This is a genomic window from Cupriavidus sp. USMAA2-4 (genome assembly GCF_001854305.1).
Taxonomy (GTDB): domain Bacteria; phylum Pseudomonadota; class Gammaproteobacteria; order Burkholderiales; family Burkholderiaceae; genus Cupriavidus; species Cupriavidus malaysiensis.
The window spans coordinates 2801270-2813604 of sequence record NZ_CP017748.1 but is presented as its reverse complement, the minus strand read 5'-3'; the positions used below and the strand labels follow the sequence as shown (position 1 = coordinate 2813604).

Genomic DNA, 12335 nt, shown 5'->3' with positions numbered 1-12335 from the left:
TCCGTGAGACGCCGGCATCTCATCGCCGTCGCCCCTAACACAAACGGGCGAGATGTGTAGGAATACACAGCCCGCCCGGCAACCAACAGCTGTAATCGCGCGCCTTAGAAGCGGAAGTGCGAGAACGCCTTATTGGCTTCGGCCATGCGGTGCACTTCGTCGCGCTTCTTCATCGCGCCGCCGCGGCCTTCGGCAGCTTCCAGCAGCTCACCTGCCAGGCGCAGCGCCATCGACTTCTCGCTGCGTTTCTTCGCGGCCTCGCGCAGCCAACGCATCGCCAATGCCAAACGACGCGACGGACGGACTTCGACCGGAACCTGATAGTTGGCGCCGCCCACGCGACGGCTCTTCACTTCCACCACCGGCTTCACGTTGTTGATTGCAACGGAGAACACTTCGATGGGGGCCTTGCCTGCCTTCTTCTCGATCTGGTCGAACGCGCCGTACACGATGCGTTCGGCAACCGACTTCTTGCCGTCCAGCATCAGCACGTTCATGAACTTGGCAACTTCGACATTGCCGAACTTCGGATCAGGCAGGATCTCCCGCTTGGGGACTTCACGACGACGTGGCATCTTCTTTCCTTTAGATTCAGTTGAGAGCGCGGTAACAGGTTTCCGCTCTCCGGCCACCAACTAGCTTGCCGGCACTGGGCCTGGGCAAATTCGCCGGGTGACCACTTACTCGACGGCACGGCGCTGAACGCTCCGTTGTACCGCCGCCTGGTGACAGCACCATGACGCTGCGCGCCAAGGACCTGCCGCTTGTTGCTTGTCTTACTTCACTGCTTCGCGACGCCTTGCCGGCGCCACGCGGACAGCCTGTCTTAGGCTGCCTTCGGGCGCTTCGCGCCGTACTTCGAACGCGCTTGCTTACGGTCCTTGACGCCTTGCAGGTCGAGGGAGCCGCGCACGATGTGGTAACGCACACCCGGCAGATCCTTCACACGGCCGCCGCGGATCAGCACGACCGAGTGTTCCTGCAGGTTGTGGCCTTCACCGCCGATGTACGAGATGACCTCGAAACCGTTGGTCAGGCGCACCTTGGCGACCTTACGCAGTGCCGAGTTCGGCTTCTTCGGAGTCGTGGTGTACACGCGGGTGCACACGCCACGACGCTGCGGGCAGTTCTCAAGCGCCGGGCTCTTGCTCTTGATGACTTCCGAGACGCGCGGCTTGCGAACCAGTTGGTTGATAGTTGGCATTGTTCAATCCAGCTTGGTTTTTACGACAAAACACCCTTCCGGGCGCCACGTGGCGGAACCGGAACGGCAACTACGGGTTTTGGGCGGGAACAGTGTGAGCGGGCGCTCTTGAGACGATAGACCGGCGGGAACCAGACTGACCAAAGAACGCGAGCTCGACCGGGATCCCCTGTGCCACACCATGCCACCGCCGCATCACGCGACTGGCCGACGGCGCTTGCCGAAAGCGCATCCGGCCTCACAGGCAGGGTGCAAGATCGACGGGCGAGCGAAATCCAAAGCCAAAAACTCGAATCTGACATGCTAGCAGGCAAACCGTAAACGGTCAAGCACGTTTACGTATACCATAAAGCTTGACTCAGACGCCCTCGAGCGTCTCCAGAATCTCTTCGCCATAGCGCTCCAGCTTCGCGGCACCGATGCCCGGCACCTCGGCCAGTTCGTCGAGCGTGGCCGGCGCGCTGCGCGCGATCTCCGCCAGCGTGGCATCGTGGAAGATGACGTAGGCCGGCACGCCGTGCTCGCGCGCGGTGGCGGTGCGCCACTTGCGCAGCGCCTCCCAGTTGGCCAGCGCGTCTTCGTCCATGCCGGCGGTATGGTCGGTGCGGCTGCCGCGCGATGCGGAGCGCTCGCCGCCGCGGGCGGGCTTGCTGGCCTGCCGGCGCAGCGTGATGGTGGTCTCGCCGCGCAGCACCTGGCGCGCCGACTCGCCCAGCAGCAGCGCGCCGTGGCCGCCGTGGTCGATCATCAGCAGGCCGTGGGCGATCAGCTGGCGGAAGATGGCATGCCACTCCGCCACCGAGCGGTCGGCACCGATGCCGAAGGTGGACACCTTGTCGTGTCCCCACTGCCGGATCTTCTCCGACGCATTGCCGCGCAGCACGTCGACCAGGTGGGTGGCACCGAAATGCACGCGGCTGGCCTGGGCCACCCGATAGACGCAGGACAGCGCCATCTGCGCCTCGCGCGTGCCGTCCCAGGTGGCCGGCGGCTCCAGGCAGGTATCGCAGTTGCCGCACGGCTCGGACTGCTCGTCGAAATAGGCCAGGATGCGCACGCGGCGGCAACCTGCCGTTTCGCACAGGCCGAGCAGCGCGTCGAGCTTGGACGAGGACACGCGCTTGTGCGCGTCGTCGGCCTCGGATTCGTCAATCATGCGCTTCTGCTGCACCACGTCGCCCAGGCCATAGGCCATCCAGGCATTGGCGGGCAGGCCGTCGCGGCCGGCACGCCCGGTCTCCTGGTAGTAGCCCTCCATGCTCTTGGGCAGGTCGAGGTGGGCCACGAAGCGCACGTCGGGCTTGTCGATGCCCATGCCGAAGGCGATGGTGGCCACCATCACGATCCCTTCCTCCACGCGGAAGCGCGCCTGATACTGTGCGCGCAGTTGCGCATCCATGCCGGCGTGGTAAGGCAGGGCCTTGAGGCCCTGGGCGCCGAGCCAGGCCGCGGTCTCTTCCACCTTCTTGCGCGACAGGCAGTAGATGATGCCGCTGTCATGGGTGCCGTCGGCGTTGGCATGCTCGGCCTTGATGAAAGCCAGCAGTTGCTGGCGCGCATTGTCCTTCTCGACGATGCGGTAGCGGATATTGGGCCGGTCGAAGCTGGAGAGGAAGACGCGTGCATCCTGCAGCGCCAGGCGCTCGGCGATCTCCTGCCGCGTCAGCGCGTCGGCGGTAGCGGTCAGCGCGATGCGCGGTACCTGCGGGAAACGCTCATGCAGCACCGAGAGCTGGATGTATTCGGGGCGGAAATCGTGCCCCCACTGCGATACGCAGTGCGCCTCGTCGATGGCGAACAGGCCCACGCGGGTGCGCTCGAGCAGGTCGAGGAAGCGCGGCGTCATCAGCCGCTCGGGGGCCACGTAGAGGACCTCGAGCCGCCCGGCCAGCAGGTCGCGCTCGACCGCCGAGGCCTCGCTCGAGGTCAGCGTCGAATTGAGCACGGCAGCACGCACGCCGGCCTCGCTCAGCGCGGCCACCTGGTCCTGCATCAGCGCGATCAGTGGCGACACCACGATGCCCGTGCCCTGGCCTGCACGCTGGCGCAGCAGGGCCGGGACCTGGTAGCAGAGGGACTTGCCACCGCCGGTGGGCATCAGCACCAGGCTGTCGCCGCCGCCGGCCACGTGGTCGATGATTTCGGCCTGCTGTCCGCGGAAGGCGTGGTAGCCAAAGACATCTTTGAGAATGGCCAATGCGGACGACATAGGTGCGGGATCGGGAAAACGGGTGGAGCGGGTACGCCGGAAGGCGTAACCATACCATCAAGCGGGAGACGGATTGCTGCAGATTGTGCCGGCGGCCCGCTGGGCGGCAGGCTGCCGCACGTGCGGCGCTGGCATGAAAAAAGCCCGGCGCGAAGGCCGGGCTGGTTCCGTTCGGCGCCGGGGCAGCGATCGCCGCCCCGGCCGGGAAACGCGTCAGGCCGCGTCGCCCTCGCCTTCGGTGGTGGTCGCCTGCACCACCGGCGGCTCGATGAAGAGCGACTGCTCTTCTTCGGCGATCGCCTGGGCGCGTTCGCGCTCGGCCGCCTCGCGCGCCTTGCGGGCACGGTGGTAGGCCAGGCCGGTACCGGCCGGGATCAGGCGGCCGACGATCACGTTTTCCTTCAGACCGCGCAGGTCGTCCGTCTTGCCCATGATCGCGGCTTCGGTCAGCACGCGGGTGGTTTCCTGGAACGATGCCGCCGAGATGAAGCTGTCGGTCGACAGCGACGCCTTGGTGATACCGAGCAGCAGGTTCTCGTAGGTGGCCGGACGCTTGCCTTCGGCGATCACGCGGTCGTTCTCGTCGAGCAGCTCCGAGCGCTCCACCTGTTCACCCGGGATGAACTTGGTGTCGCCCACATCCGAGATCTGCACGCGGCGCAGCATCTGGCGCACGATCACTTCGATGTGCTTGTCGTTGATCTTCACGCCCTGCAGACGGTACACGTCCTGCACTTCGTCGACGATGTAGTGCGCCAGTTCCTCGATGCCCTTCAGGCGCAGGATGTCGTGCGGGTCCGCCGGACCTTCCACGATCATTTCGCCCTTGTTCACCACCTGGCCATCGTGCACCAGGACCTGCTTTTCCTTGGCGATCAGGAACTCGTGGGCGTTGCCGTCCAGGTCCGTGATCACCAGGCGCTGCTTGCCCTTGGTGTCCTTGCCGAACGAGGTCGTGCCGGTGACTTCCGCCAGCACGGCGGCGTCCTTCGGCGAACGCGCTTCGAACAGCTCGGCCACACGCGGCAGACCACCGGTAATGTCGCGGGTCTTCTGCGATTCGGTCGGGATACGTGCGAGCACTTCACCCACGTGCACCTGCTGGCCGTCCTTCACGGTGATCAGCGCGCCGACCTGGAAGCCGATGGTCACGGAGTGGTCCGTGCCCGGGATCTTCACTTCCTGGTTGTTGGCGTCGAGCAGCTTCACCTGCGGGCGGATGCCCTTGGTGGCGGCCGTGCGGCGCTTGGCGTCGATCACCACGAGGGTCGACAGGCCCGTCACTTCGTCCATCTGCTTGGCGACGGTCACGCCCTCTTCGACGTTCTCGAACTTGATGGTGCCCGAGTACTCCGAAACGATCGGACGCGTCAGCGCATCCCAGGTAGCCAGCTGCGTGCCGGCCTTGATCGCCTGGCCATCCTGCACCAGCAGCGTGGCACCGTACGGGATCTTGTGGCGCTCACGCTCGCGGCCATGGTCGTCGGTGATCAGCGCCTCGCCCGAACGCGAGATGACGATCAGCTCGCCCTTGGCGTTGGTGACGTAGCGCATGGTCGCCGTGAAGCGCACGGTACCGGTCGCCTTGGCTTCCACGCTCGACGCGACTGCCGCACGCGATGCCGCGCCACCGATGTGGAAGGTACGCATGGTCAGCTGCGTGCCCGGCTCGCCGATCGACTGCGCGGCGATCACGCCCACCGCTTCGCCCGAGTTCACCAGCACGCCGCGGCCGAGGTCGCGGCCGTAGCACTTGGCGCACAGGCCGTAGCGCGTGTCGCAGGACAGCGGCGTACGCACCTTGACCTCGTCCACGCCGATGTTGTCGATCAGCTCGACCAGATCTTCGTCCAGCAGGGTGCCGGCCTCGATCGCGGTTTCCTGGGTTTCCGGGTTCACCACGTCGGAGACGGTCACGCGGCCGAGGATACGGTCACGCAGGGCTTCGATCACTTCACCGCCTTCGACCAGGGCCTTCATGGCCACGCCGTTGCTGGTGCCGCAATCGTCTTCCACCACCACCAGATCCTGCGTCACGTCGACCAGACGGCGGGTCAGGTAACCGGAGTTCGCGGTCTTCAGTGCCGTATCGGCCAGACCCTTACGCGCACCGTGGGTCGAGATGAAGTACTGCAGAACGTTCAGGCCTTCGCGGAAGTTCGCCGTGATCGGCGTCTCGATGATCGAGCCGTCCGGCTTTGCCATCAGGCCGCGCATGCCGGCCAGCTGGCGGATCTGCGCCGCGGAACCCCGCGCGCCCGAGTCGGCCATCATGTAGATGGAGTTGAACGACTCTTGCTTGACGGTATTGCCGTTGCGGTCGACCACGTCCTCGTGCTGGAGCTGCTCCATCATCGCCTTGCCCACCTGGTCGCCGGCGGCGCCCCAGATGTCCACGACGTTGTTGTAGCGCTCCTGGTCGGTCACCAGGCCCGACATGTACTGCTTGTCGTATTCCTTCACCTTGGCCGAGGCTTCGGCGATGATCTTTTCCTTCGCGGGCGGCACCAGCATGTCGTCGATCGCGATCGAGATGCCGGCGCGCGTGGCCAGGCGGAAGCCCGACTGCAGCAGCTTGTCAGCGAAGATCACGGTCTCACGCAGGCCGCACTTGCGGAAGGCGGTGTTGATCAGGCGCGAGATCTCCTTCTTCTTCAGCGGCTTGTTCAGCACCGAGAAGGGCAGGCCCTTGGGCAGGATCTCCGACAGGATGGCGCGGCCGACCGTGGTGGCCTGCAGCGTGATCTTGGGCGCGAAGCGGGCGTCGCCCTCGGCGTCCTTGTCCACCAGCTCGAACTCGGTGATACGCACGTTCACGCGGGAAGCCAGCTCGACTTCCTTGTTCTCGTAGGCGCGGATCACTTCGCTGATGTCGGCGAAGGTCATGCCCTCACCGCGGCCGTTGATCTTGTCGCGGGTGGTGTAGTACAGGCCCAGCACCACGTCCTGCGACGGCACGATCGACGGGTCGCCGTTGGCCGGGAACAGCACGTTGTTGGAGGCCAGCATCAGGGTGCGGGCTTCCATCTGCGCTTCCAGCGACAGCGGCACGTGGACGGCCATCTGGTCACCGTCGAAGTCGGCGTTGAACGCCGCGCAGACGAGCGGGTGCAGCTGGATCGCCTTGCCTTCGATCAGCACGGGTTCGAAGGCCTGGATGCCCAGGCGGTGCAGCGTCGGCGCGCGGTTCAGCATCACCGGATGCTCGCGGATCACCTCTTCGAGGATGTCCCACACCACCGGCGTCTGGCTTTCGACTTCCTTCTTCGCCGCCTTGATGGTGGTGGCGATGCCCATCGTCTCCAGCTTGTGGAAGATGAAGGGCTTGAACAGCTCGAGCGCCATCAGCTTGGGCAGGCCGCACTGGTGCAGCTTCAGGGTCGGGCCCACCACGATGACCGAACGGCCCGAGTAGTCGACGCGCTTGCCCAGCAGGTTCTGACGGAAGCGGCCGCCCTTGCCCTTGATCATTTCGGCCAGGGACTTCAGCGGACGCTTGTTGGCGCCGGTCATCGCCTTGCCGCGACGGCCGTTATCCAGCAGCGAATCCACCGCTTCCTGCAGCATGCGCTTCTCATTGCGCACGATGATCTCGGGCGCCTTCAGTTCCAGCAGGCGCTTCAGGCGGTTGTTGCGGTTGATGACGCGGCGATACAGGTCGTTCAGGTCCGAGGTGGCGAAACGACCGCCATCCAGGGGCACCAGCGGACGCAGCTCGGGCGGCAGCACCGGCAGCACTTCCATGATCATCCACTCGGGCTTGATACCCGAGCGCTGGAAGGCCTCCAGCACCTTCAGGCGCTTGGCGAACTTCTTGATCTTGGCTTCGGAGCCGGTGGCCTGCAGCTCGGCGCGGATCTGTTCGATCTGCTTCTCGATATCGATGCCGCGCAGCAGTTCGCGGATGCCCTCGGCACCCATCATGGCGACGAACTCACCCTCGCCGTACTCGTCGCACTTGGCCAGGTAATCGTCCTCGGACATGATCTGGCTCTTCTTGAGCGGGGTCATGCCGGGTTCGATCACCACGAATGCTTCGAAGTACAGCACGCGCTCGATGTCGCGCAGCGTCATGTCGAGCACCATGCCCAGACGCGACGGCAGCGACTTCAGGAACCAGATGTGCGCGGTCGGCGCGGCCAGTTCGATGTGGCCCATGCGCTCGCGGCGCACCTTGGCCAGCGTCACTTCGACGCCGCACTTCTCGCAGATCACGCCACGGTGCTTCAGGCGCTTGTACTTGCCGCACAGGCACTCGTAGTCCTTGATCGGGCCGAAGATCTTGGCGCAGAACAGGCCGTCGCGCTCGGGCTTGAACGTGCGGTAGTTGATCGTTTCCGGCTTCTTCACTTCACCGTACGACCACGAGCGGATCTTCTCGGGCGAGGCCAGGCCGATCTTGATCGCGTCGAACTGCTCTTCCTGCTGTACCTGCTTAAAGAGATCGAGCAATGCTTTCATTGCAACTCCTTGTTTCGCCGCCGTGTCCGGCTCCGGCCGGGCCGGCGGCATTCATCCTGTGGGAAATCCTTCGCTGGCGGGGCCGCACGCGCGGCCCCCGCATCGTCACGATCAGTAGCGATCGAGGTCGATGTCGATACCCAGCGAGCGGATTTCCTTCACCAGCACGTTGAACGACTCCGGCATGCCGGCATCGATCGAGTGCTCGCCCTTGACGATGTTCTCGTACACCTTGGTACGGCCGTTCACGTCATCGGACTTGACCGTCAGCATCTCCTGCAGCACGTAGGAGGCGCCGTAGGCTTCCAGCGCCCACACTTCCATCTCACCGAAACGCTGGCCACCGAACTGCGCCTTGCCGCCCAGCGGCTGCTGGGTCACCAGGGAGTACGGGCCGGTCGAACGCGCGTGCATCTTGTCGTCGACCAAGTGGTGCAGCTTCAGCATGTGCATCACACCCAGCGTGACCGGACGCTCGAACGCCTCGCCGGTGCGGCCGTCATACAGCGTGACTTGCTGCTTGGAGGCGGTCAGGCCCTTCTCCTTGGCCACGTCGCTCGGGTAGGCCAGGTCCAGCATGCGGCGGATCTCGTCCTCATGCGCACCATCGAACACCGGCGTCGCGAACGGCACGCCCTTCTTCAGGTTGGTGGCGAGTTCCAGCACTTCGGCGTCGGACAGGCTGTCCAGGTCTTCCGCCTTGCCGCTCTCGTTGTAGACCTGAGCCAGCAGCGGACGCAGTTCCTGTGCCTTCGCCTGTGCCTTGAGCATCGCGCCGATGCGCTCGCCCAGGCCGCGCGCGGCCCAGCCCAGGTGGGTTTCCAGGATCTGGCCCACGTTCATCCGCGACGGCACGCCGAGCGGGTTCAGCACGATGTCGGCAGGGGTGCCGTCGGCCATGTAGGGCATGTCTTCGATCGGCACGATCTTCGACACCACACCCTTGTTACCGTGGCGGCCTGCCATCTTGTCGCCAGGCTGCAGGCGACGCTTGACGGCAAGGTAGACCTTGACCATCTTGATCACGCCCGGCGGCAGTTCGTCGCCCTGGGTCAGCTTCTTGCGCTTCTCTTCGAAGGCGAGGTCGAACTCGTGGCGCTTCTGCTCGATGGCCTCCTTGACGGCCTCGAGCTGGGCGGCGACTTCCTCGTCGGCCGGACGGATGTCGAACCAGTGGTACTTGTCCAGTTCGGCCAGGTACTCCTTGGTCAGCGTCGCACCCTTCGACAGCTTCTTCGGGCCACCGTTGACGGTCTTGCCGACCAGCAGGCGCTCCAGACGCTGGAAGGCATCGCCTTCCACGATACGCAGCTGGTCGTTCAGGTCCAGGCGGTAACGCTTGAGTTCGTCATCGATGATCGACTGGGCGCGCTTGTCGCGCGTCACGCCTTCACGGGTGAAGACCTGCACGTCGATCACGATGCCGCTCATGCCCGAAGGCACGCGCAGCGAGGTGTCCTTCACGTCCGAGGCCTTCTCCCCGAAGATCGCGCGCAGCAGCTTCTCTTCCGGCGTCAGCTGGGTCTCGCCCTTCGGCGTGACCTTGCCCACCAGCACGTCGCCGGCTTCCACCTCGGCACCGATGTAGGTGATGCCCGACTCGTCCAGGCGCGCCAGCTGGGCTTCGGCCAGGTTCGAAATATCGCGCGTGATTTCCTCGGGTCCGAGCTTGGTGTCGCGGGCCACGACCGACAGTTCCTCGATGTGGATCGAGGTGTAGCGGTCTTCGGCGACCACGCGCTCCGAGATCAGGATCGAATCCTCGAAGTTGTAGCCGTTCCAGGGCATGAACGCGACCAGCATGTTCTGGCCGAGCGCCAGCTCGCCCAGGTCGGTCGACGCGCCGTCGGCGACCACGTCGCCGCGGGCGACGATGTCGCCGACCTTGACCATCGGACGCTGGTTGATGTTCGTGTTCTGGTTCGAACGCGTGTACTTGATCAGGTTGTAGATGTCCACGCCGACTTCGCCGGCCACGGCTTCGTCGTCGTTGACCCGGATCACGATACGCATCGCGTCGACGTAGTCCACCACGCCGCCGCGCATGGCCTGCACGGCAGTACCCGAGTCGACCGCGACGGTGCGCTCGATGCCGGTACCGACCAGGGGCTTGTCCGGACGCAGGCAGGGCACGGCCTGGCGCTGCATGTTCGCGCCCATCAGTGCACGGTTCGCGTCATCGTGCTCGAGGAACGGCACCAGCGAGGCTGCCGCCGAGACGATCTGCGACGGCGCCACGTCGATGTACTGCACGCGGTCCGGCGTGACCATGCGGGTCTCGCGCTCGGATCCTTCGCGCGCCGACACCAGCTCGTCGATCAGGTTGCCCTCGGCATCCACGGTCGCGTTGGCCTGCGCCACAACGTACTTGCCTTCCTCGATCGCGGACAGGTAGTCGACCTGGTCGGTCAGCTTGCTGTTCTCGACCTTGCGGTACGGCGTTTCCAGGAAGCCGTATTCGTTCAGGCGGGCATACAGTGCCAGCGAGTTGATCAGACCGATGTTCGGGCCTTCCGGCGTTTCGATCGGGCAGACGCGGCCGTAGTGGGTCGGGTGCACGTCGCGGACTTCGAAGCCGGCGCGCTCGCGGGTCAGACCGCCCGGGCCCAGTGCGGAGACACGGCGCTTGTGCGTGATCTCGGACAGCGGGTTGGTCTGGTCCATGAACTGCGACAGCTGCGACGAACCGAAGAACTCGCGGATGGCCGACGAGATCGGCTTCGAGTTAATCAGGTCGTGCGGCATCAGATTCTCGGTCTCGGCCTGGCCGAGGCGCTCCTTGACGGCGCGCTCGACGCGCGACAGGCCGGCGCGGAACTGGTTCTCGGCCAGTTCACCGACGCAGCGCACGCGACGGTTGCCCAGGTGGTCGATGTCATCGACCTCGCCCTTGCCGTTGCGCAGGTTGACCAGGATCTTGATGGTCTCGAGGATGTCCTCGTCCTGCAGCACCATGGCGCCTTCGCCGCTGGGGCGGCCCAGACGGCTGTTGACCTTCATGCGGCCCACGCGCGACAGGTCGTACGACTCTTCGCTGTAGAACAGGCGCTGGAACAGCGCTTCGACGGCCTCCTCGGTGGGCGGCTCGCCCGGGCGCATCATGCGGTAGATGGCGATGCGCGCCGCGGTCTGGTCGGCCGTGTCGTCCGTACGCAGGGTCTGCGAAATGTACGGACCCTGGTCCAGGTCGTTGGTGTACAGGGTCTGGATCTGCTTGACGCCGGCTTCGCGCAGGTTTTCCAGCACGGTCTCGGTCAGCTCGTCGTTGGCGTTGGCGATCACCTCGCCCGTGTCGGGGTCGATGATGTTCTTGGCCAGCACGCGGCCCAGCAGGTAGTCTTCCGGCACGCTGATCAGCTTGGTGCCGGCCGAGTCCAGGTCGCGGATGTGCTTGGCGTTGATCCGCTTGTCCTTCTCGACGACCACGCGGCCGTTCTTGTCGACGATGTCGAAGCGGGCGACTTCGCCGCGCAGGCGCTCGGGCACGAACTCGAGCTGCGCACCTTCGGTCTGCAGCGTGAAGTTGTCGAAGACGAAGAAATGCGCGAGGATCTGCTCCGGCGTCAGGCCGATCGATTTGAGCAGGATCGTGACCGGCATCTTGCGACGGCGGTCGACGCGGAAGTACAGGATGTCCTTCGGGTCGAATTCGAAGTCCAGCCACGAACCGCGGTAGGGGATGATGCGCGCGGAGAACAGCAGCTTGCCCGAGCTGTGCGTCTTGCCCTTGTCGTGCTCGAAGAACACGCCCGGCGAACGGTGCAGCTGGGACACGATGACACGCTCGGTGCCGTTGATCACGAAGGAGCCGGTCGAGGTCATGAGCGGAATCTCGCCCATGTACACTTCCTGTTCCTTGACTTCCTTGACCTTGGTCGGGTTCTCGCGATCGTTGATGATCAGGCGCACCTTGGCACGCAGCGCCGAGTGGAAGGTCAGACCGCGCTGTTGACACTCCTTGACGTCGAACGGCGGGTTCGAGAGGTGGTAGGAGACGAACTCCATGCGGGCGAGGCCGTTATGGGACACAATCGGGAAGATTGCGTTGAAGGCGGCCTGCAGGCCTTCGCTCTTGCGACGCGCGGTTGGCGTATCCGCTTGCAAAAACTGGGTGTAGGATTCAATCTGAGTCGCAAGCAGGAATGGAACCTGATGGACCGTCGCGCGCTTCGCAAAGCTTTTGCGAATGCGCTTCTTTTCGGTGAAGCTGTACGCCATGGGATCTCCGAATCATCGCAGGGCTGGCTGGACCTGGCACAGCACCTGAGGTGTTCAGCGACTGGGAGGGGATTTGGCGGTTGGCCGCTACCAACCTCTGGCTGACGGTGCCCGCACGCAGTGGACCGGAGCGATCGTCGCGAAGCGACGCCATGCCTGCACCGGTCCGGGGACACCCGACCAAACTTGTCTTCTGCAGTCGGTTCAGAAGACAAACATCAGCAACCACTTAGTGTGCCACTG

At 64.8% G+C, this 12335-nt stretch carries 5 protein-coding genes; all 5 read right to left on the bottom strand.

Translation table 11 applies throughout. The annotated features are described in order from the left end of the window. Positions 1–104: 104 nt before the first annotated feature. The 5 genes from rpsG to rpoB all read right to left on the bottom strand — a co-directional run bounded on the left by rpsG (position 105) and on the right by rpoB (position 12092). Entirely contained in the window at positions 105–575 is a 471-nt protein-coding gene (gene rpsG / locus BKK79_RS12315; protein WP_006576502.1) for a 30S ribosomal protein S7, read from the bottom strand. A gap of 251 nt (positions 576–826) precedes the next feature. Next, complete coding sequence (rpsL, locus tag BKK79_RS12310) at positions 827–1204, bottom strand: 30S ribosomal protein S12 (protein ID WP_006576501.1); 378 nt, start codon at positions 1202–1204, stop codon at positions 827–829. Between the two features lie 358 nt (positions 1205–1562). After that, positions 1563–3413: a DNA helicase RecQ gene (gene recQ, locus BKK79_RS12305; RefSeq protein ID WP_071010152.1), complete on the bottom strand. Its 1851-nt coding sequence runs from the start codon at positions 3411–3413 to the stop codon at positions 1563–1565. A 213-nt stretch (positions 3414–3626) separates the two neighbouring features. Continuing rightward, positions 3627–7874: a DNA-directed RNA polymerase subunit beta' gene (gene rpoC, locus BKK79_RS12300; protein ID WP_071010154.1), complete on the bottom strand. Its 4248-nt coding sequence runs from the start codon at positions 7872–7874 to the stop codon at positions 3627–3629. A gap of 111 nt (positions 7875–7985) precedes the next feature. Further along, positions 7986–12092, bottom strand: coding sequence for a DNA-directed RNA polymerase subunit beta (rpoB, locus tag BKK79_RS12295; RefSeq protein WP_071010155.1), 4107 nt, complete (start codon positions 12090–12092; stop codon positions 7986–7988). Between the last annotated feature and the right edge of the window lie 243 nt (positions 12093–12335).

What these genes read in the sequence shown, in the direction of transcription:
- rpsG (WP_006576502.1), bottom strand. Translation starts at nt 575, where the DNA reads ATGCCACGTCGTCGTGAAGTCCCCAAGCGGGAGATCCTGCCTGATCCG.
- rpsL (WP_006576501.1), bottom strand. Translation starts at nt 1,204, where the DNA reads ATGCCAACTATCAACCAACTGGTTCGCAAGCCGCGCGTCTCGGAAGTC.
- recQ (WP_071010152.1), bottom strand. Translation starts at nt 3,413, where the DNA reads ATGTCGTCCGCATTGGCCATTCTCAAAGATGTCTTTGGCTACCACGCC.
- rpoC (WP_071010154.1), bottom strand. Translation starts at nt 7,874, where the DNA reads ATGAAAGCATTGCTCGATCTCTTTAAGCAGGTACAGCAGGAAGAGCAG.
- rpoB (WP_071010155.1), bottom strand. Translation starts at nt 12,092, where the DNA reads ATGGCGTACAGCTTCACCGAAAAGAAGCGCATTCGCAAAAGCTTTGCG.